The 22,066-nt window shown below is 53.4% G+C and carries 16 protein-coding genes; 4 read left to right on the top strand and 12 right to left on the bottom strand.

Going from position 1 to position 22,066, the window contains the following annotated elements:
* Window positions 1-81: 81 nt before the first annotated feature.
* From pyrG to rlmD, 4 genes are all read right to left on the bottom strand, one after another.
* Complete coding sequence (pyrG, locus tag GA0061070_RS10485) at window positions 82-1,719, bottom strand: glutamine hydrolyzing CTP synthase (protein WP_090135915.1); 1,638 nt, start codon at window positions 1,717-1,719, stop codon at window positions 82-84.
* Between the two features lie 352 nt (window positions 1,720-2,071).
* Window positions 2,072-2,863, bottom strand: coding sequence for a nucleoside triphosphate pyrophosphohydrolase (mazG, locus tag GA0061070_RS10480; protein ID WP_090135913.1), 792 nt, complete (start codon window positions 2,861-2,863; stop codon window positions 2,072-2,074).
* 63 nt (window positions 2,864-2,926) lie between these two features.
* Window positions 2,927-5,164, bottom strand: coding sequence for a GTP diphosphokinase (gene relA, locus GA0061070_RS10475; RefSeq protein ID WP_090135912.1), 2,238 nt, complete (start codon window positions 5,162-5,164; stop codon window positions 2,927-2,929).
* 52 nt (window positions 5,165-5,216) lie between these two features.
* Window positions 5,217-6,518: a 23S rRNA (uracil(1939)-C(5))-methyltransferase RlmD gene (gene rlmD / locus GA0061070_RS10470; RefSeq protein ID WP_090135910.1), complete on the bottom strand. Its 1,302-nt coding sequence runs from the start codon at window positions 6,516-6,518 to the stop codon at window positions 5,217-5,219.
* Window positions 6,519-6,575: 57 nt separating this feature from the next.
* On the opposite strand from rlmD, the gene barA reads away from it, so the two are divergent.
* Entirely contained in the window at window positions 6,576-9,341 is a 2,766-nt protein-coding gene (gene barA / locus GA0061070_RS10465; protein ID WP_090135908.1) for a two-component sensor histidine kinase BarA, read from the top strand.
* A 192-nt stretch (window positions 9,342-9,533) separates the two neighbouring features.
* On the opposite strand, the gene GA0061070_RS10460 is transcribed toward barA, so the two are convergent.
* The 8 genes from GA0061070_RS10460 to syd form a co-directional block, all read right to left on the bottom strand.
* The gene (locus tag GA0061070_RS10460) at window positions 9,534-10,673 is read right to left on the bottom strand and encodes a glycerate kinase (RefSeq protein ID WP_090135906.1); all 1,140 of its coding nucleotides are present in this window, start codon (window positions 10,671-10,673) and stop codon (window positions 9,534-9,536) included.
* Window positions 10,674-10,761: 88 nt separating this feature from the next.
* A complete protein-coding gene (gudD, locus tag GA0061070_RS10455; protein ID WP_090135904.1) occupies window positions 10,762-12,102 on the bottom strand; it encodes a glucarate dehydratase in 1,341 nt (446 codons plus the stop codon).
* 19 nt (window positions 12,103-12,121) lie between these two features.
* Window positions 12,122-13,462, bottom strand: coding sequence for an enolase C-terminal domain-like protein (locus GA0061070_RS10450; protein ID WP_090135902.1), 1,341 nt, complete (start codon window positions 13,460-13,462; stop codon window positions 12,122-12,124).
* Window positions 13,462-14,814: an MFS transporter gene (locus GA0061070_RS10445; protein ID WP_090135900.1), complete on the bottom strand. Its 1,353-nt coding sequence runs from the start codon at window positions 14,812-14,814 to the stop codon at window positions 13,462-13,464. The genes GA0061070_RS10450 and GA0061070_RS10445 overlap by 1 nt, the downstream gene beginning before the upstream one ends.
* A gap of 379 nt (window positions 14,815-15,193) precedes the next feature.
* Window positions 15,194-15,643 carry a flavodoxin gene (locus GA0061070_RS10440; protein WP_090135992.1) on the bottom strand — a complete coding sequence of 150 codons (450 nt, stop codon included), beginning with the start codon at window positions 15,641-15,643 and terminating at the stop codon, window positions 15,194-15,196.
* A gap of 5 nt (window positions 15,644-15,648) precedes the next feature.
* A complete protein-coding gene (gene truC / locus GA0061070_RS10435) occupies window positions 15,649-16,443 on the bottom strand; it encodes a tRNA pseudouridine(65) synthase TruC (protein WP_090135898.1) in 795 nt (264 codons plus the stop codon).
* Window positions 16,443-16,772, bottom strand: a complete 330-nt coding sequence (locus GA0061070_RS10430; protein WP_090135896.1) for a YqcC family protein — start codon at window positions 16,770-16,772, stop codon at window positions 16,443-16,445. The genes truC and GA0061070_RS10430 overlap by 1 nt, the downstream gene beginning before the upstream one ends.
* A 633-nt stretch (window positions 16,773-17,405) precedes the next feature.
* Entirely contained in the window at window positions 17,406-17,951 is a 546-nt protein-coding gene (gene syd / locus GA0061070_RS10425; protein WP_090135894.1) for a SecY-interacting protein, read from the bottom strand.
* A gap of 69 nt (window positions 17,952-18,020) precedes the next feature.
* Between syd and queF the strand changes: the two genes are divergently transcribed.
* The 3 genes from queF (at window position 18,021) to GA0061070_RS10410 (ending at window position 22,056) form a co-directional block, all read left to right on the top strand.
* The gene (gene queF, locus GA0061070_RS10420; RefSeq protein WP_090135892.1) at window positions 18,021-18,866 is read left to right on the top strand and encodes an NADPH-dependent 7-cyano-7-deazaguanine reductase QueF; all 846 of its coding nucleotides are present in this window, start codon (window positions 18,021-18,023) and stop codon (window positions 18,864-18,866) included.
* A gap of 86 nt (window positions 18,867-18,952) precedes the next feature.
* Window positions 18,953-20,317, top strand: coding sequence for a nucleotide 5'-monophosphate nucleosidase PpnN (gene ppnN / locus GA0061070_RS10415; protein ID WP_090135890.1), 1,365 nt, complete (start codon window positions 18,953-18,955; stop codon window positions 20,315-20,317).
* Between the two features lie 446 nt (window positions 20,318-20,763).
* Window positions 20,764-22,056: an HAAAP family serine/threonine permease gene (locus GA0061070_RS10410; protein WP_090135888.1), complete on the top strand. Its 1,293-nt coding sequence runs from the start codon at window positions 20,764-20,766 to the stop codon at window positions 22,054-22,056.
* Window positions 22,057-22,066: the final 10 nt, after the last annotated feature.

Here is a 22,066-nt window from a genome sequence, read left to right as displayed (position 1 = left end):
TAGGTTTTCCTCAGTACAAGTTAAACTAAAACTCCAGACAAACAACGCGTACCAAAGGTACGCGTTGTCGTTGTAACTTTTTTACTTCGCCTGACGCTTTTGATGGTCGCTGGCGGCTTTCACAAAGCCTGCAAACAGCGGATGACCATCACGCGGTGTAGAAGTAAACTCCGGATGGAACTGACAAGCGACGAACCACGGATGATTCGGCACCTCAATGATCTCGACCAACTGATCATCCCCGGAACGGCCCGCAACACGCAGACCCGCAGCTTCAATTTGTTTCAACAGCATATTGTTGACTTCGTAACGGTGGCGATGGCGTTCAACGATAGTCGGTGTGCCGTAAAGCTGGCGAACCAGACTATCATCGCCAAGCTGGCACTGCTGTGCGCCAAGGCGCATCGTACCGCCGAGATCGCTCTTCTCAGAACGCTGCTTAACGTTGCCATCTTCATCACGCCACTCGGTAATCAACGCCACAACCGGGTATTTACAGTCTGGCACAAATTCCGTGGAGTTGGCGTTCTCCATCCCGACCACGTTACGTGCGAATTCAATCAACGCAACCTGCATACCCAGGCAAATTCCCAGGTAAGGAATATTGTTTTCACGCGCATAGCGTGCGGTGGCAATTTTACCTTCCACGCCGCGGTAACCGAAGCCGCCAGGGATGAGGATTGCATCCAGATTTTTCAGAATTTCCACGCCGCGCGTTTCAACATCCTGCGAATCAATCAGCTTGATGTTGACGGTGACGCGGTTTTTCAGACCACCGTGTTTCAGCGCTTCGATCACCGATTTGTAGGCATCCGGCAGCTCAATGTACTTGCCGACCATACCGATGGTGACTTCACCTGACGGATTCGCTTCTTCGTAAATAACCTGTTCCCATTCGGCCAGGTTTGCTTCCGGACAGTTCAAGCTGAATCGTTTACAAATATAATCGTCCAACCCCTGAGATTTCAACAGGCCCGGGATTTTATAAATAGAATCGACGTCTTTCAGAGAAATCACTGCTTTTTCTGGAACGTTACAGAACAAAGCAATTTTCGCACGTTCGTTAGCAGGAACCGCACGATCGGAACGACAAATCAGGATATCCGGCTGAATACCGATAGAAAGCAGCTCTTTCACTGAGTGCTGTGTCGGCTTGGTTTTTACTTCACCGGAAGCAGCCATGTACGGCACCAGCGTCAGGTGCATATAGAGTGTGCGCTCACGGCCCACTTCTACCGCCATCTGACGAATAGCTTCAAGGAATGGCAGGGATTCGATATCACCCACAGTACCGCCGATTTCAACCAGCGCGACATCATGGCCTTCACCGCCTTCAATAATGCGCTCTTTGATAGCGTTAGTGATATGCGGAATAACCTGTACGGTCGCGCCCAGATAATCGCCACGACGTTCTTTACGCAGAACCTCGGAATAAATGCGACCGGTGGTAAAGTTGTTGCGACGCGTCATTTTGGTGCGAATGAAGCGCTCGTAGTGGCCCAAATCAAGATCGGTTTCAGCGCCATCTTCGGTAACGAACACTTCGCCATGCTGGATTGGGCTCATAGTCCCTGGATCGACGTTAATATACGGATCCAGTTTCATCATAGTGACGTTAAGGCCACGAGCTTCGAGAATGGCTGCCAGGGAGGCTGCGGCAATGCCTTTACCCAGAGAGGATACGACCCCGCCGGTCACAAAAATATAGTTCGTTGTCATGCTGAACCTGAGAAGTTAGGTTTAAAAGACGATGGAATAACCAAGACGGGAAAGCAGTATACCCGATCATGGTTGAGGCCACAAACTTTCATTCTCCCTCTCCTCCGTTCTTCAGGCCGCATCTGCCCTGGCTTCATTCCCCCATCGCGGACGCACAGCATGACGACACGCCCAAGGATTTTCACCGTTGCCGCCTTGCTGCACCCCGAATAAGGTGAAGAGGCGGTTCTCAAAGCGTTCTGGCAGATATAAGGAGTGTGAAAATAGCTGCTTTCAGGTAAATGTTTTTGACGTAAATCAAGCGCTTGTTATTTAAAAAATCACACAAATGGCGCTTGCTGGAACAATTCCGTTAAAGATCATGTTCCTGGCGTTTTACCTGTTGCCAGATATTTTCCATTGTTTCCAGATCCACACCGGTCATTTCCAGCCCGCGCTCGCGGACAATTCGCTCTACCTCGCGGAAACGACGCTCAAATTTCAGATTCGCTTTTTGCAGCGCGACTTCCGCTTTTACCCCCAGATGGCGCGACAGATTTACCGTAGCAAACAGTAAATCGCCAACCTCTTCTTCCAGTCTTGCCTCATCCACTACGGCCTGTTTCGCTTCGTCCATCACTTCATCGATCTCTTCATATACCTTATCGAGCACCGGCCCAAGCGACGTCCAGTCAAAACCAACCCCGGAGCAGCGTTTCTGGATTTTATGCGCGCGCATCAGCGCGGGCAGGCTGTGGGGAATGTCGTCCAACGCCGAGTGTTGCGCTTTCTCAGCACGTTCTTCGGTTTTGATTTGCTCCCAGCGCACCAGCACTTCCGTGCTGTTTCCAGCATGGGCGTCGCCAAAAATATGCGGATGACGGCGTTCCAGTTTGTCGCTAATCGCTGCACAGACATCGTTAAAATCAAAGCGCCCCTCTTCTTGGGCCATCCGGGCGTAAAACACCACCTGAAACAGCAGATCGCCCAGCTCACCGCGTAGATCGTCAAAATCTTCCCGGTTGATAGCGTCCAGCACTTCGTACGTCTCTTCCAGCGTATAGGGCGCAATGGTGGCATAGGTCTGCTCTTTGTCCCACGGGCAGCCGGTTTCCGGGTCGCGCAGGCGTTGCATAATCCCGAGCAGACGATCGATTTGAGTCATGAGTCTTCCTGGTAAAAAATGGGATCCTCTCCGCTGACGGGAGAGGATCGGATGAAGTGAAAATCAGCCACCGTGCAGACGACGGGCGTCGATAACGTCCGGCACCTGATTGAGCTTGCCAAGCACGCGGCCCAGCACCTGCAAGTTGTAGATTTCGATATTCATATCGATGGTGGCAAGCTGTTCTTTGGTGTCGCTGCGGCTGGCAACGCCCAGTACGTTCACCTTCTCATTGGCGAGGATAGTGGTGATATCGCGCAGCAGGCCGCTACGGTCGTTCGCCGTCACGCGCACGACCAGCGAGTAACCCGCCGAGTAGCTCTCTCCCCAGACAGCATCCACGATACGCTCTGGCGCAACGGTACGCAGCTCTTCCAGTTGATCGCAGTCAGCGCGGTGGATCGAGATCCCACGTCCCTGGGTGATAAATCCGACGATTTCATCGCCCGGGATCGGCTGACAGCAGCGCGCGATGTGATGCATCAGATTGCCAACGCCTTCCACCACCACACGACCATTATCTTTGCTGCGGTTTTGCGGCGTGTACGTTTTCTGCTGCAACTGTTTCAGCGCAGCGGCGTCCTGCTCTTCGGCGCTTGGTTTATTGAACTGCGATTGCAGGAAGTTCACCATCTGATTAAGACGGATATCGCCGCCGCCAATCGCCGCCAGCAACTCTTCCAGCTCGTTAAAGTTGTAACGTGGCAGCAGATGTTTTTCCGCCTCTTTCAGGCTGATCCCCAGATGCGCCAGCTCATCGTCCAGGATCTGCCGCCCGGCAAGAATGTTTTTGTCGCGATCCTGCTTACGGAACCAGGCGTGGATCTTCGAACGCCCGCGGCTGGTTGTCACATAGCCGAGGTTTGGATTCAGCCAGTCGCGGCTTGGGTTCGGCTGCTTCTGGGTGATAATTTCGATCTGATCGCCCATCTGCAACTGGTAGGTAAAGGGCACGATGCGCCCGCCGATCTTCGCACCGATGCAACGATGCCCAACGTCACTATGAATGTGATAGGCAAAGTCCAGTGGCGTGGAACCCGCAGGCAGATCGACTACATCGCCCTTTGGTGTAAAAACATACACCCGATCGTCGAAGACCTGGCTGCGGACTTCATCCAGCAGTTCTCCGGAATCGGCCATCTCTTCCTGCCAGGCGATCAGCTTACGCAGCCATGCAATCCTGTCTTCATGCGCTGAACGCGGGCTGCCGGCAACTGCCGTACCCTCTTTGTACTTCCAGTGCGCGGCGACGCCCAGCTCGGCATCTTCATGCATCTGGCGCGTACGAATCTGGATTTCAACGGTTTTCCCCCCCGGCCCCAGTACTACCGTATGAATAGACTGATAACCGTTAGGTTTCGGGTTGGCGACGTAGTCGTCGAACTCATCCGGCAGATGGCGGTAATGGGTATGTACAATACCCAGCGCGGCATAACAGTCCTGCAAGCGTTCGGCGACGATACGCACGGCGCGCACATCAAACAGCTCGTCAAAGGCGAGGTGTTTTTTCTGCATCTTCCGCCAGATACTGTAGATGTGTTTTGGCCGGCCGTAGACCTCGGCTTTGACGCCTTCGGTTTTCATTTCGGCGCGCAGATGACCGACAAACTCGTCGATATAATGTTCGCGATCGATACGGCGTTCATGCAGCAGCTTGGCTATGCGTTTGTATTCCGCCGGATGCAGGTAGCGGAAGCAGTAATCCTCCAGCTCCCATTTCAGTTGCCCGATACCCAGACGGTTCGCCAGCGGCGCATAGATATTGGTACACTCTTTCGCCGCCAATACGCGTTCGTCTTCCGGCGCGTCTTTCACTTCACGCAGATGCGCGATACGTTCGGCCAGCTTAATAACCACACAACGGAAATCATCGACCATCGCCAGCAGCATGCGGCGAACGTTATCGACCTGTTCAGAAGAGACGGAATCTGTATGTGTGGCTTTCAACTGGCGGATGGCGGCCATGTCGCGCACACCGTGAATCAGATTGACCACTGAGGCGCCGACGCTTTCACGCAGCACATCTTCGCTCACCACTTCAGCATCGGCCAGCGGAAACAGCAGCGCCGCTCGCAGCGTATCGATATCCATACTCAGCATGGAGAGAATTTCTACCATCTCAATGCCGCGCCACAACAGTACGCCGGCATCCGGATGACCCTGCGTTTGTCGCAGACAATACTCCCAGGTTTCGGTTAAGCGTTCACACGACAGCTGATTGGTGATCCCCAGACTGGCAATCCACTTGGCTGGATCGAATTCACCCGCTTTGTTCAAATGCGCACTGCGTACCGCAACCATTGTCCTCTCCTTTAAGGGACCGGGCCTGCCGAATTCGGCAAGCCGAAATTAATCATTTGTTTTTCACAAACAGCACCATTGATTCCAGATGGCCAGTGTGTGGAAACATGTCCAGCATCGCCAGCCGCTGAATCTGGTAACCTACATTTAATAGCGCTTCACTGTCACGGGCAAGCGTGGCGGGGTTACAAGAAACGTACACCACTCTGCCGGGAGACAATTTTATAATATGTCGCATCACCCCGGCAGCCCCTGCCCGCGCGGGATCGAGCAACACCTTATCAAATCCCTGGCTCGCCCAGGGTTGCTGAGTAACATCATCTTCCAAATTTTCATGAAAGAATGTCACATTCTGCAAGCCATTCTGTTGCGCATTTTCCTGCGCTTTTACCACCAATTCGGCGACACCTTCCACCCCAACGACGCTTAACGCGCGCTGCGCCAGAGGCAGGGTGAAATTTCCCATGCCACAGAACAGATCCAGCACACGGTCACCGGGCTGAATATCAAGCCACTCCAGCGCATGGGTCACCATTTGCTGATTGACGCCATCATTGACCTGAATAAAGTCCCGCGGACTGAACATTAAGCGTAGCCCGTCGGAGCTATACCAGGGGGATTCTCCGCTAACATGTTCAAGTATCTCGCTTTGCGGAGCGAGGTACAGCGCAATACCCTGAGAATGCGAAAAACGTTCCAGTTTTTCTTTATCCGAGTGGCTTAATGCCGCTGTGTGCCGCAAAACCATCAGAGGGCCATTGTCGGCCTCCACCAGTTCGACGTGCCCCAGATGGCGCACTGCGCCAAGCCCCGCCAGACATTCACGCAGCGGCGCCAGCATTGCTTCAAGACGGGGCACCAGTACCGGGCAACGTGTCACATTGATAATGTCGTTGTCACCCGCTTTGCGAAACCCCATATCCAGACGCTGCGTTTTTGGCTGCCAACTGAGGCTCAAACGCGCCCGACGGCGATATCCCCATGGCTGCGCGGCAATCACCTCGTCCACGTCCTGCTTCATTAACCGTGCCAGCGCTGCGCTTTTACTGCGCTGTTGCAGGGCAACGCTGGCATGTTGCTGCTGGCACCCGCCGCAAACGCCAAAATGCGGACATTCTGGTTTAACACGCTCCGGGCTGTCATTCAGACGACGTTTTACTTCTCCACGGGCAAACTGACGTTTTTCCTCGTTGAGGGTAATTTCCGCCGTTTCTGTTGGTAATAATCCGGGAATAAACAATGCGTTACCATTATGGCGAGCCACACCCTGACCAAAGGGATCGAGGTCGGTTACCGTAACGGTAATGCGCTCGCGAGTCGTCACGCGTCGTTTTGCAGAGTAGAATTGCGCCATTGCAGTGAAAATTCTCAATAACTGTGTAATGGCCTAATTCTCCCATAACGGAACTCCATGACCAACTACAGCTTGCGCGCACGCATGATGATTCTGATCCTGGCCCCTACCGTGCTTATCGGTGTGCTGCTCAGTATCTTTTTCGTCGTTCATCGCTATAACGATTTACAGCGTCAACTGGAAGACGCAGGTGCCAGTATTATTGAACCGCTGGCGGTTTCCGGTGAATACAGCATGGCACTACAGGATCGCGAAGCCATTGGCCAGTTGATTAATGTACTTCACCGCCGCCATTCTGACATCGTACGCGCTATCACCATTTACGATGGGCACAACAACGTGTTTGTCTCTTCCAATTTCCAGCTTGATGGCGACGCTCTCAAGCTGCCAGAAGGGCAGCCTTTCCCGCGCAAGCTGAGCGTTACCCGCCGCGGCGATACGATGGTGCTGCGCACGCCGATCCTATCCGAAGAGCTTGAACCGGTAAAAGCCGCTCTGCCTGCGGATAAAATCACTGGCAATATGCTCGGCTATGTAGCACTAGAGTTGGATCTGAAATCAGTACGCTTGCAGCAGTACAAGGAGATGTTTATCTCCAGTATGATGATTTTGTTCTGTATTGGTATTGCGCTTATTTTTGGCTGGCGTCTGATGCGTGACGTGACCGGCCCAATTCGTAATATGGTGAATACTGTTGACCGTATCCGTCGCGGGCAGCTCGACAGCCGTGTTGAAGGTTTTATGCTCGGCGAACTGGATATGCTGAAAAACGGCATCAATTCGATGGCCATGTCGCTGGCGGCCTACCACGAAGAGATGCAACATAATATCGATCAATCCACATCGGATCTGCGTGAAACGCTGGAGCAGATGGAGATCCAGAACGTTGAGCTGGACCTGGCGAAAAAGCGTGCGCAGGAAGCCGCGCGTATTAAATCTGAGTTCCTCGCCAATATGTCTCATGAACTGCGCACACCACTGAATGGCGTGATTGGCTTTACTCGTTTGACATTGAAATCTCAGTTGAATCCTACCCAGCGTGATCACCTGCTGACTATTGAACGCTCGGCGAATAACCTGCTGGCGATCATTAACGACGTGCTGGACTTCTCCAAGCAGGAAGCGGGCAAACTGATCCTCGAAAGCATTCCGTTCCCTTTACGTAGCACGCTGGATGAGGTGGTGATTTTGCTGGCGCACTCAGCGCACGATAAGGGGCTTGAGCTGACGCTGAACATCAAAAATGATGTCCCGGATAATGTGATTGGCGATCCGCTGCGTCTGCAACAGGTGATCACCAATCTGGTCGGTAACGCCATTAAGTTTACCGAACACGGCAATATCGATGTGATGGTTGAAAAACGCGCCATCAGCAATAACAAAGTGCAAATTGAGGTGCAGATCCGCGATACCGGCATCGGCATCCCGGAACGTGATCAGTCGCGCCTGTTCCAGGCATTTCGCCAGGCGGATGCCAGCATCTCTCGCCGTCATGGCGGTACTGGTCTGGGGCTGGTTATCACGCAACGGCTGGTGAATGAGATGGGCGGCGATATCTCTTTCCATAGCCAGCCGAACCGGGGTTCGACTTTCTGGTTCCATATTGATCTCGACCTCAATCCAAACGCCATCACCGAAGCGCCCGCTACGGAAAGACTGGCCGGTAAACGTCTGGCGTATGTCGAACCAAATGCTGCGGCAGCGCAAAGCACGCTGGAAGTGCTGAACAACACGCCGCTGGAGGTAATTTACAGCCCGTCGTTCTCGGCGCTCCCACAAGGGCATTACGATATTTTGCTATTGGCGGTGCCGGTAACCGTGCGCGAGCCGCTCAGTATGCAGCATGATCGTCTGGCGCGTGCAGCAGCCATGACCGACTATCTGCTGCTGGCGCTGCCGTGCCACGCACAAGTGAATGCCGAAGAGCTGAAACAGGATGGCGCAGCGGCTTGTCTGCTTAAACCGCTGACTATCACCCGTCTGCTGCCCGCCCTGACCGAGTACTGCCGCACGACGCAACTGGTTCAGGCCTCACATGCGGATGAGAGTAAATTGCCGATGAGCGTCATGGCGGTGGATGACAACCCGGCGAACCTGAAGCTGATTGGCGCTCTGCTTGACGATCAGGTGCAGCACGTTGAACTGTGCGAGAACGGTTTACAGGCCATCGAACGGGCCAAACAGATGCAGTTCGATCTGATTCTGATGGATATCCAGATGCCGGATATGGACGGGATTCGCGCCTGCGAGGTGATCCGCCAGCTACCACATCAGCAGCAAACCCCTGTCATTGCCGTAACCGCACATGCGATGGCCGGACAAAAAGAGAAGCTGCTCAGCGCCGGGATGAACGATTATCTGGCAAAGCCAATCGAAGAAGATAAGCTGCATAACCTGTTGTTGCGCTACAAGCCATGCCTGAAAACCAGCGTCCGGAATATGCCGGAAACCGAAGGGATCCCGGTGGAGCTGCCGATCGATAACGATGTCACGCTCGACTGGCAACTGGCACTACGCCAGGCGGCGGGGAAAACCGACCTTGCGCGCGAGATGCTGCATATGCTGGTCGAGTTTCTGCCGGAGATCCGCAATAAGGTGGAGGAACAACTGGTCGGCGAAGCGCCGCAGGGGCTGTCGGAAGCGATCCACAAACTGCACGGCAGTTGTGGTTACAGCGGCGTTCCACGGCTGAAAAACCTCTGCCAGCTCATTGAACATCAACTGCGTAGCGGTGTTAGTGCCAACGATCTGGAACCGGAGTTTCTGGAACTGCTTGATGAGATGGATAATGTTACGCGTGAAGCGCACCGGTTGATTGGGTAGCGATATTGAGAGTAATGGATGACTTGCATGCCGGATGACGGCTACGCCTTATCCGGCTTTGTATTATCTTTCCTGTGTTCCCGTGCAGGGGGAACCGGCCAGTTCTCCCCGCCCCGGCCTCAGGCCTTCTATAGCGCGTTATTTTGTCGCTTTGCAGGCAGGAGAAGTGCCATCGCCATCCAGCTAAAATCATTACAGTTGCTGTCCCGCTTTTAGCACCGCCGCCACATTGCGCGCCGTCATGCGGACGTTTTCTCCTGCATTTTCCAGCGCTTTTTCCAGCGTACAGATCGTATAGAGCACGCTGAAAACTGCATCTATGCCATGATCGTACACCACACCAACGTCAGCGGTCAGGCTCCCGGCAATGCCAATCACCGGAATATTGTAACGTTTGGCCACTTTCGCTACACCGACCGGCACCTTGCCATTTACCGTCTGGCTGTCGATGCGCCCTTCGCCGGTGATCACCAGATCCGCATCTCTGACATGTTTATCCAGCGCCAGCGCGTCGGTGACAATCTCGATCCCCTGGCGCAATTCCGCGCCGCAAAAGGCGTATAACGCCGCGCCCATGCCCCCAGCTGCACCACCGCCCGCCAGGTTCAGTACATCGATATCCAGATCGCGGGCAATGATGCTGGCATAATGCGCCAGCGCCTTATCCAGCCGGGCAATCATCTCTGGTGTCGCACCTTTCTGCGGGCCAAAAACTGCCGATGCCCCCGCTTCACCGGTTAATGAATTGGTCACGTCGCAGGCCACCTCAATGCGACAACCGGAAAGGCGTTTATCCAGCTCGCGGAGATCAATGCGCACCAGCGATTCCAGCGCCGCGCCGCCTGGTGCAATCTGCTGATTCTGCTCGTCGAGCAACTTTGCGCCCAGCGCCTGCACCATGCCTGCTCCACCGTCATTGGTGGCGCTGCCACCAATACCAATAATGATATGTTTAACCCCCGCATCCAGCGCATGGCGGATCAGTTCGCCGGTTCCCCACGACGTGGTAATCCGCGGATCGCGCTTCGCTGGCGGTACCATTTCCAGCCCGCTGGCCGCCGCCATTTCAATGAATGCCGATTGCTCATCGCCGGAAATGCCATAAAATCCTTCCGCCTGTTCGCCAAGCGGGCCTTTCACCGCTACCTTAACAATACGGCCGTTGGTCGCAGCAACCATGGCTTCTACCGTCCCTTCGCCACCGTCTGCAACCGGAATTTTTACATACTCCGCTGTGGGAAATATCTCGCGAAAACCACGCTCAATGGCCGTCGCAACTTCCAGAGCGCTTAAGCTTTCTTTGTAAGAGTCAGGAGCGATAACAATCTTCATAAGCCATCCTTATGCATATTCACAACAATAAGCATACACCCAGGAAAGATGCGGAAATTGCCAGTCCTCGCAAGAACTGGCAATTTCATTAACGCACCATGCAGGGCCGTTTGTTATCAAACTTCCATTCAGGGATCAGATACTGCATTCCCATCGCGTCATCACGCGCGCCAAGACCATGTTTTTGATACAGCGCGTTGGCCTTCATCACCTGATCCATATCCAGTTCAACGCCCAGGCCCGGCGTGGTTGGAACTTGTACCATCCCGCCTTTGATTTCGAACGGCTGTTTGGTCAGCCGCTGATTGCCTTCCTGCCAGATCCAGTGTGTGTCGATAGCGGTAATGTTACCAGGCGCAGCAGCAGCGACGTGAGTAAACATAGCCAGCGAAATATCGAAGTGGTTGTTGGAGTGTGAACCCCAGGTCAGGCCAAATTCGTGGCACATTTGCGCCACGCGCACCGAGCCCTGCATCGTCCAGAAATGCGGATCCGCCAGCGGAATATCCACCGATTGCAGAGACAGCGTATGCCCCATCTGACGCCAGTCAGTGGCGATCATGTTGGTCGCCGTCGGCAGACCGGTCGCGCGGCGGAATTCTGCCATCACTTCACGGCCGGAGAAGCCCTGTTCGGCACCGCATGGGTCTTCCGCGTAAGCCAGCACGCCTTTCAGGTGCTTACCGATTTTGATTGCTTCATCCAGCGACCATGCGCCATTCGGATCCAGCGTGACGCGCGCCTGTGGGAAGCGTTTTGCCAGTGCGGAAATGGCTTCCGCCTCTTCCATTCCAGCCAGAACGCCGCCTTTCAGTTTGAAATCGTTAAAACCATATTTTTCATAAGCGGCTTCCGCCAGACGCACCACGCGATCCGGCGTCATTGCCTCTTCATGGCGAACGCGATACCAGTCGCATTTGTCATCCGGCTGGCTCTGGTACGGCAGCGGCGTTTTTTTGCTGTCGCCGACGAAGAACAAATAGCCCAGCATCTCCACTTCATTACGCTGTTGGCCTTCGCCCAGCAGGGAAGCGACGTTGACGCCAAGGTGCTGGCCTAACAGATCCAGCATCGCCGCTTCGATGCCTGTCACCACATGGATCGTGGTGCGCAGGTCGAAGGTTTGCAGGCCACGGCCGCCAGCATCGCGATCGGCGAAAGTCTGCCGCACGCTGTTCAGCACGTTTTTGTATTCACCCAGCGTTTTACCAACCACCAGCGGAATCGCATCTTCCAGCGTTTTACGGATTTTTTCGCCGCCCGGAATTTCCCCCACGCCGGTGTGCCCTGCGTTGTCTTTGATCACCACAATATTGCGTGTGAAGAAAGGGGCATGCGCGCCGCTCAGGTTCATCAGCATGCTGTCGTGCCCGGCAACCGGGATCACCTGCATGGATGCGACAACGGGGGTAGACGTATATGTGCTCATTTTTTTATCCTTTTCTTTCTCAATGACGTCCAAAGACCGGGCGTTTTTTGTCAAACGTCCAGCCCGGGATGAGGTACTGCATCGGGCCTGCGTCATTGCGCGCACCGCCAGGCAATTTTTTATAGGCGGCATGCGCTTTCTCGATTTGATGCCAGTCGATCTCCACACCGAGGCCTGGCGCATCCGGTACGGCGATTTTGCCCTGCCTGATTTCCAGCGGTTGTTTGGTCAGGCGGGCATCGCCCTCCTGCCAGATCCAGTGGGTGTCAATAGCGGTTGGCGTCCCCGGCGCAGCAGCGCCGACATGGGTAAACATCGCCAGTGAAATATCGAAATGATTGTTAGAGTGACAACCCCAGGTCAGCCCCCAGTCGTCGCATAACTGTGCAACCCGCACGGCGCCGGAGAGCGTCCAGAAGTGCGGATCCGCCAGCGGAATATCGACGGCATTCAGCATCACCGCGTGCCCCATTTCTCGCCAGTTGGTGGCGATCATATTGGTGGCGACCGGCAGACCTGTGGCGCGGCGGAACTCCGCCATTACTTCACGGCCGGAGAAACCCTGCTCTGCACCGCACGGATCTTCGGCGTAGGTCAGCACATCATTCAGCCCTTTACACAGGCTTATGGCTTCGTCCAGCAGCCAGGCACCGTTCGGATCCACAGTAATGCGCGCTTTCGGGAAGCGTTTTTTCAACGCCTTTACGGTTTCAATCTCTTGCTCGCCGGGCAGTACGCCGCCTTTAAGTTTGAAATCTTTGAAGCCGTAGCGATCCTGCGAGGCCTCCGCCAGACGTACCACTGCATCGCTGGTCATTGCTTCCTGATGACGCAGGTGGTACCAGTCGTGGCTACCGGGCGTGGCATCCAGATAGGGGAGATCGGTTTTCGTGCGATCGCCGACATAGAACAGATAACCCAGAACGGTTACGGCATCGCGCTGTTTGCCGGGACCAAGCAGTTCGCACACCGGTACGTTCAGCGCTTTACCGAGCAGATCGAGCAGCGCGGCTTCCAGCGCTGCAACCGCATTGACGCGCAGCTCAAAGGTCCATGCGCCTTTGCCGAAGGTGTCGAAATCTGCCGCCTGGTTGCCTTTATGAACGCGCTGCACCACTTTATTCAGCCGGGCAACTTCCTGCCCGACTACCATCGGAGTGGCATCAACCAGCGTTTTGTAGATCACTTCGCCGCCGGGCGCTTCACCGACGCCAGTATTCCCGGCGTTATCCGTAAGCACGACAATGTTGCGCGTGAAGTAAGCGTTATGCGCGCCACCAATGTTCATCAGCATACTGTCATGCCCGGCGACGGGAATAACTTTCATCCCGGTGATAATCGGGCTAGCTTGTGTATTCATTACTCACGTCCTGCTGGTTTCAGTACGATACGTTTGATATCGCCGACCAGCACCAGATAGCTCAATATCGCGACCAGTGCATGGATACCGACATAAATCAGCGCGCCATTAAACGAACCGGTGGTACCAACAATGTAGCCGATAGCAATTGGCGTCACGATGCCGGAAATGTTGCCGAACATATTGAACAGGCCGCCGCTCAGACCGCTGATCTCTTTCGGCGCGGTATCTGCCATCACCGCCCAGCCCAGCGCGCCAATCCCTTTACCAAAGAAGGCCAGCGACATAAAGCCGATGATCATCATTTCCGAGTTGGTATAGTTACAAAACACCATACTCATCGAGAGCAGCATGCCCAGCACGATCGGTGTTTTGCGCGCCATATTCAGCGAGCCGTAGCGACGCATTAACCAGTCTGAAATGACACCGCCAAGTACGCCGCCGACAAATCCGCAAATAGCCGGAATTGATGCAATAAACCCGGCCTTCAGGATTGACATGCCGCGCGCTTGCACCAGATATACCGGGAACCAGGTGATAAAGAAGTAGGTCAGAGCGTTAATGCAGTACTGCCCCAGGTAAACGCCGATCATCATGCGCGAACCCAACAGTTGCTTAATCTGCCCCCATTTTTCCGAGAACGGGACACTATGAATGTTGTTCTTCTGATCCATGTTGATCAGCGCGCCGCCTTCGGCAATGTACTCCAGCTCTTTCTTGTTGACGCCAGGGTGCTGATTCGGCTCGTGGATCATTTTCTGCCACAGCAGGCTGATGAAGATCCCTAAACCGCCCATGAAGAAGAAGACGTGCGACCAGCCCACTTCGTGCGTCAGCCAGCCCATGATCGGCGCAAAAATAACGGTCGCGAAATATTGTGCAGAGTTAAAAATCGCCACTGCCGTGCCCCTCTCCTGCGCCGGGAACCAGGCCGCAACAATACGACTGTTACCAGGGAAGGAGGGCGATTCAGCCAGACCGACCATAAAACGCAGAGTAAAGAGAGCCACGATGATGCCGAAGCCACTGAAGATATCGACAAAGCCCTGCAGTAAGGTAAACATCGACCATGTAAAGATGGACCAGAAATAGACCCGTTTGGAGCCGAAGCGGTCAAGCAACCAACCACCCGGGATCTGGCCAATTACATAGGCCCATGAAAAGGCAGAAAAAACATAGCCCATGGAGATCGAATCAAGGCCGATGGATTTGGACATCTCCGAACCGGCAATCGACAAGGTTGCGCGATCGCCGTAGTTGAAGGATGTGACGATAAACAGCATCACCACTATCCAGTAGCGGGCGTTAGTGCGCTTTTCAGCGCCGCTCGCCGCCTGGCTGAATGTACTCATGGTTGTACTCCCGAAGCATCAATGTTCTTTTGTACATTCATCCTGTACGGCACAACCTGTAGGGGAAGGCAGGATGATGTAGTTGTGTTTTTTGCTGTTCCTGCAGGTTTTTTTTCCCTTAGCGGAACGCATTTTTTAACTAGCGAGAAAAGTATAAGAAGCTGCCTTTTAACTCTCACCGTGCAACAACACAACATTCACCAGCCCCGCCAAGTTGCTTTATTGCATTAGCCCAGGCTGATGGGGAGTACTTCACGGAAATGGAAACCGGAGATCGGCAAATAAGGTCAGACGAGGGTAATGATCTAAGAATGTGAAATGCGTCGCTTGACGCTGTAAAAAGAGGGCATTTTTCCTCCCCGGCTGAGGAGGAAAAACGTTATTTCAGCAGCGTTGCCCAGTGTTCAACCCACGGATTTGACACGCTTTCCGGCTCCGGGTCTTCACTCGCGTCAATCAGCAGCATATCACCAATGCGCTGTGCGCCCTGCTCCTGCAACAAAGCATCAAACTGTTTGCCACCGCCGCAGAAATTGGCGTATGTGCTATCGCCCAGGGCAATCACACCATAATGTAAATCAGGCTGGTAACCCACAGTATCACGCAGGTAATGGAACAACGGCGCAATACTGTCCGGCAAATCGCCCTGCCCGGTCGTAGACGTTACCACCAGCGCGTAATGACCATTGTTATTATCCCAGTCCGCCGCGGTAGGATCTTCAAACACCACTACGTTATGACCATGTGCGTTTAATATTTCTTGCGCTTCTTCCGCCACCAGCAGCGAATTACCGTACATGGTGCCAACAAAAATTCCGACCTTCGCCATGCTCATCACTCCTTGTGTGATTCGAGATGGTCCTCATCCTGACCGTTCAGCGGCGCAAACTCAACCCTTTCATTCTCAGGGAGAAGACCGAGCCAGCCGAAGCGCGACAGCGCCTGCATCCACACTTCATCCAACCCGGCGCGTAACGTTAAGGCTTCGCCGGTAAAGGGGTGTGTGAGCGTTAACTGGCTGGCATGCAGCATCAGCCGCTGACAACCAAAATGCTCTGCGGCGCTGCGGTTTTGCCGCAAATCGCCGTGCTTGCTGTCGCCAATGATCGGATGGCGTAAGTGCGCCAGGTGGCGACGTAATTGATGTTTACGGCCGGTTTTCGGTTCCAGTTCGACCAGCCCATAACGGGTGGTCGGGAATTTACTGGTCGCCACGGGCATTTCGGTGGTTGCCAGCCCACGATAATGGGTTACTGCTGGCTGCGGCTCTTTATTCGCGCGGGCAAATTTATCGGCAACTTTGTCCAGTTCCTCCACCAGCGGGTAATCAAGCAGTGCCTCTTCCATCAACCAACCGCGCACAATCGCGTGATAACGTTTCTGGATTTGATGCTGCTCAAACTGCTGCGCCAGACGTCGGCCCGCTTCGCTGGAAAGCCCCATCAATAAAACGCCGGACGTTGGCCTGTCGAGACGATGCGCGGTAAAAACGTGCTGACCGATTTGGTCGCGCACGGTTTGCATTACCACCACTTTTTCATCGCGATCCAACCAGCTACGGTGTACCAGCCAGCCGGAGGGTTTGTTCACCGCCACCAGCCATTCGTCCTGGTAAATAATCTCCAGCATTAGTCATCTTCGCCAGAGAACAGCGCATCAAGCTGCTGAAGGTGAACCAGCATCACCTCACGGGAGGGGTGTGTGGCGTCCACAGCGATTTCATAATAGGGCGCGATGGCAAACGCCTGCGGTAGCGGTTGCTGGCTATCCAGCAGCGCGTGCATACGCGGAATTAAGACCCATTGCAGCCACTCGAACGGCTCAAGGGTATCCATACAAAAGGGTTGCGTGCTTTCAAAGGCATCCGGCGCTGGCGCCGCGCTTTGCCATAGATTTTGCTCGCGCAGTTGCGCTTCGAGTTGATGAAGTTGCTCGCGCACTCGTTGATGCAGAGTCATAAAAACCCCCGGTAGAAAACAGACTGGCGCGCAGCATAGCAAAGACCAGAGCAAATAAAAAAAGGGAGCACTGTAAAAACAGTGCTCCCGGTTCGTTTCATAGCAGTCCAGCTACTCGTTGTGCTCCCTGCTCATCCGTGAAAACTTTTCCTGTGGTCTCCTGACCTGTTCATCCGTGAACTGTGCATCATGCTCACACCACCCCGATGTGACTTAGCATTATCCTTAATGCGTGTCCCTGATCATCCTGATCTGCAGGCCATCCTGACCTACTCTCATTCTCCTTCCTGGAGGCGTCCCTTAGCGCAATCCTGCGTTGTCCAGTTGCTTCATCCTGAAGCCTTTCCCTGTAGCACCTTCCCGGTGTATCCCTGAAGCAACATCATCCTGATGTACGCTTCATTGTCAAATTCCCTGTCGACAGAAACAGAATTACCCATTCTGCGCCCCCTGACAAGGACACCTAACGCATATTTTCTTTTGAATGAAACCTTTTAAACACAAGTGTTAAATCGTAACGTTATGAAAGTAAATAATTATATGGAAAATAGCACAATGTCTGTATGGCAAATGTCCAGTCGATCTCTCACAGATCGTGTGAGAGATCTCGCACACACTGAGTGGCATCGAGGACTACACGACAGGTTCGAGCCGGTTGAGGAAATCCGCAAGGCTGGGGGCCAAAACGGTACGCTGACGAGTCCCCAGCGTCTCTTGCACCACTTCACCGCTCAGATTACACAGCGAAATAACATCCAGCTCGCTATCAAGCGTGGCGATAAACAACGTCGGCGAAAGCTTTAACCTTTTCTGCGTAACAAGATGACCAATCAGGTTTTCCTGTACGCGCAAAAAATCTTCTTCGCTCCAGGTTTGCAACAATGTCAGCGGCAGTGTATCAAGGCGGGCGTACATATCCCCGGCGAATTGCGTGGCATAAAACGTATGAATCGGCGTTTGTACCACAATATCCATTGCCTGCTCAATCGGCTTTACGTTCGGTTGCGCGGGGAATGGTTGAGGTTGCCAGATCACATACTCGTCGGTTGAAGAAATAATGCAAGGCGAGGGAATACCGTGCAGCTCCTCGCTTTGTGGCCAGGTGCCGCGCGCTGCGTGCCACGCGTCGCAATAACGTTCCGTAAAAGCTTTCAGCGCAATGGCCGTCTCGTTTTCCACCGATTTCTCTCTTCACATAAGCCAGGATAAACTCTGCGTAATAGTTTACCTGCAAAATGGCGATGAAACATGTCTTCTTACGATAACCACCAGGCGCTGGCTGGCCTGACGCTTGGCAAAACTACCGATTACCGCGACACCTATGACGCCAGCCTGTTGCAGGGCGTTCCCCGTTCATTAAACCGCGATCCGCTGGGCCTGACGGCCGGGAATCTTCCTTTTCAGGGGGCGGATATTTGGACACTTTATGAACTCTCCTGGCTGAACGCCAAAGGTTTGCCGCAAGTTGCGGTAGGCCACGTCGAACTGGATTACGCCAGCGTAAATCTGGTGGAATCGAAAAGCTTTAAACTCTATCTCAACAGTTTTAACCAGACACGCTTCGCCAGTTGGGATGAGGTACGCGAGACCCTGCAACGAGATTTGAGTGCCTGTGCACAAGGCAACGTCAGCGTGGCGCTGTACCGTATTGATGAACTGGAAGGTCAGCCGATTGCCCATTTTCATGGTACCTGCATTGATGATCAGGATATTGAAATCGAGAACTACACCTTTGACGCTGCATGGCTGACGGGCGCCGCCAGCGGAAAAGTTGTTGAAGAGACGCTGGTTAGCCATCTGCTAAAATCAAACTGTCTGATTACCCACCAGCCAGACTGGGGCTCAGTGCAGATCCAGTACCGGGGGCCAAAGATCGATCGCGAGAAGTTGCTGCGTTATCTGGTCTCTTTCCGCCATCACAACGAGTTTCACGAACAGTGCGTTGAGCGCATTTTTACCGACATTCAGCGCTTCTGCCACCCCGAAAAACTGAGCGTTTACGCACGCTACACGCGTCGTGGCGGGCTGGATATCAATCCGTGGCGTACCAATACTGATTTCATTCCCGCCACCGGGCGTCTGGTTCGTCAGTAAAACATTTCCCGCCGGGTTGTTAAACGTCATAAGCCAGGGCTATTGTAATCACCAGGAAGATAAATTCCGTCCCGTAAGGAGTTCACTTGATTACACATATTAGCCCGCTTGGCTCAATGGATATGCTGTCGCAGCTGGAAGTCGATATGCTTAAACGCACGGCCAGCAGCGACCTTTATCAACTGTTTCGCAACTGCTCGCTCGCTGTACTGAACTCAGGGAGTCAGACGGATAGCAGCAAAGAGCTGCTTTCCCGCAATGTAGGTTTTGATATTAATGTGTTGCGCCGTGAACGCGGCGTGAAGCTGGAACTGATCAACCCGCCGGAAGAGGCTTTTGTCGATGGGCGGATCATTCGCTCGTTGCAGGCCAACCTGTTCGCGGTCCTGCGCGATATCCTCTTCGTCAGTGGGCAAATTTATAATGCCGGGCGTTTCCAGCATTTAAATCTGGAAAGTTCTATCCATATTACTAACCTGGTTTTCTCCATTTTGCGCAACGCGCGCGCCCTGCACGTAAGCGAAGCGCCAAATATGGTGGTTTGTTGGGGTGGCCACTCGATCAACGAAACCGAATACCTTTACGCCCGCCGTGTGGGTACGCAGTTGGGCCTGCGCGAGCTGAATATCTGCACCGGCTGCGGGCCGGGCGCTATGGAAGCACCGATGAAAGGCGCCGCTGTTGGCCATGCGCAGCAACGTTATAAGGATGGACGTTTTATCGGCATGACCGAGCCATCCATTATTGCCGCTGAGCCGCCGAACCCGCTGGTCAATGAGTTGATCATCATGCCGGATATTGAAAAACGGCTTGAAGCTTTTGTCCGCATCGCGCACGGAATCATTATCTTTCCTGGTGGCGTGGGCACGGCGGAAGAGCTGCTCTATCTGCTGGGGATCCTGATGAATCCGGCGAACAAAAATCAGGTACTGCCGCTGATCCTCACCGGGCCGAAAGAGAGTGCGGACTACTTCCGCGTTCTGGATGAATTTATTGCCAATACGCTGGGTGAAGCCGCACGTCGCTACTACACCATCATCATTAATGATGCGGCTGAAGTGGCACGCCAGATGAAAAAAGCCATGCCACTGGTGAAAGAGAACCGTCGCGATACCGGCGATGCCTATAGTTTCAACTGGTCAATTCGCATTGCGCCTGATCTACAAGTACCGTTCGAACCGAGCCATGAAAATATGGCGAACCTGAAACTTTACCCTGACCAACCGGTAGAAGTGCTGGCGGCGGATCTGCGCCGGGCCTTCTCGGGGATTGTCGCAGGTAACGTGAAAGAACCCGGTATCCGCGCGATTGAAGCGTTTGGCCCTTATAAAATTCACGGCGATAGTGACATGATGCGCCGGATGGACGATCTGTTGCAGGGTTTTGTTGCCCAGCACCGTATGAAACTCCCCGGTTCCGCTTACATTCCCTGCTACGAAATTTGTACCTGATTGACCTTTCCAGGGCGGAATCATAATCCGCCCTTATACCTTGCATTTAACCGATCATTTGCTGACCAGCAATTCATACATTATAACCGCTTTTAACATCGATAAATGACTGCAAAAACGTTATTTTTCAGTGCATTTATCATATTTCGCTCCGCGAAATTTTATCATATATCTGGCGAGCGTTAGCCTTTTCACCCATAAATTTCATCTGTTAATAATTAGCCAGATAAATGGTCTAAATATATCCACATCGAAAGTAGATTATTGCAATTGAGATCCGTGTCACTGATGCTGTCATAACTTAGCTGTATCTTTCCGCCGCAAATAGTTACAGGGATAAATTATAAAAAAACTGTAATTGACAGACTTAAATATTAACACTGTTGTTTACGACATTTGATCTGTCTGTAACGGCAGTATTTTATTTCCCCCCAGGAGATGTATCAATGGAAACTATTCAGACTGGCGCAAGAACCTCTGTAGTAGAAACACGCAGTTCATGGCGCAAAACCGACACCATGTGGATGCTGGGCCTTTACGGCACTGCTATCGGCGCAGGTGTTCTGTTTCTGCCGATTAACGCCGGTGTCGGCGGCTTGATCCCGCTCATCATCATGGCAATTCTTGCTTTTCCGATGACCTACTTCGCCCACCGGGGTCTGACCCGCTTTGTGTTGTCTGGTAAAAACCCGGGAGAAGACATTACTGAAGTGGTCGAAGAGCACTTCGGTATCGGCGCAGGTAAGTTGATTACCCTGCTTTATTTCTTTGCGATTTATCCGATCCTGCTGGTTTATAGCGTGGCGATCACCAATACCGTGGCCAGCTTTATGACCCATCAGTTGGGAATGACCCCGCCGCCGCGTGCGATCCTGTCGCTGATCCTTATCGTAGGTATGATGACCATCGTGCGCTTCGGTGAGCAGATGATTGTGAAAGCGATGAGTATCCTGGTATTCCCGTTTGTTATCGCACTGATGGTGCTGGCGGTGTACCTGATTCCGCAGTGGAACGGTGCTGTGCTGGAAACCTTGTCGCTGAGCAGTGCTTCTGCTACTGGCAATGGTCTGTGGATGACGTTATGGCTGGCAATCCCGGTGATGGTGTTCTCGTTTAACCACTCGCCGATCATCTCCTCCTTTGCCGTTGCCAAGCGTGAAGAGTACGGCGCAGAAGCCGAGCGTAAATGTTCCCGCATTCTGGCCTTCGCTCACATCATGATGGTGATGACGGTTATGTTCTTTGTGTTTAGCTGTGTGCTGAGCCTGGCACCCGCCGATCTGGCCTCGGCGAAAGAACAGAACATCTCCATTCTCTCTTATCTGGCGAACCACTTTAATGCGCCGGTTATTGCCTGGATGGCGCCGATCATTGCGATGATCGCCATTACCAAATCGTTCCTCGGCCATTACCTGGGCGCGCGTGAAGGTTTTAACGGTATGGTGATTAAATCTCTGCGCGGCAAAGGTAAATCCATCGAAATCAACAAACTGAACAAAATTACCGCGCTGTTTATGCTGTTGACCACCTGGGCCGTTGCCACCTGGAACCCAAGCATTCTGGGCATGATCGAAACCCTGGGCGGGCCAATCATTGCGATGATCCTGTTCCTGATGCCGATGTATGCCATCGCGAAAGTACCGGCAATGCGCAAATACAGTGGCGCTATCAGCAACATCTTCGTAGTGGTTATGGGTCTCATCGCCATCTCCGCGATCTTCTTCTCCCTGTTCAGCTAATCTTTTCGCG

The sequence above is a fragment of the Kosakonia oryziphila genome (assembly GCF_900094795.1).
GTDB classification, from domain to species: Bacteria; Pseudomonadota; Gammaproteobacteria; order Enterobacterales; family Enterobacteriaceae; genus Kosakonia; species Kosakonia oryziphila.
Note: the sequence above shows the minus strand (reverse complement) of the source record. Positions and strands in the feature narration are given on the sequence as shown.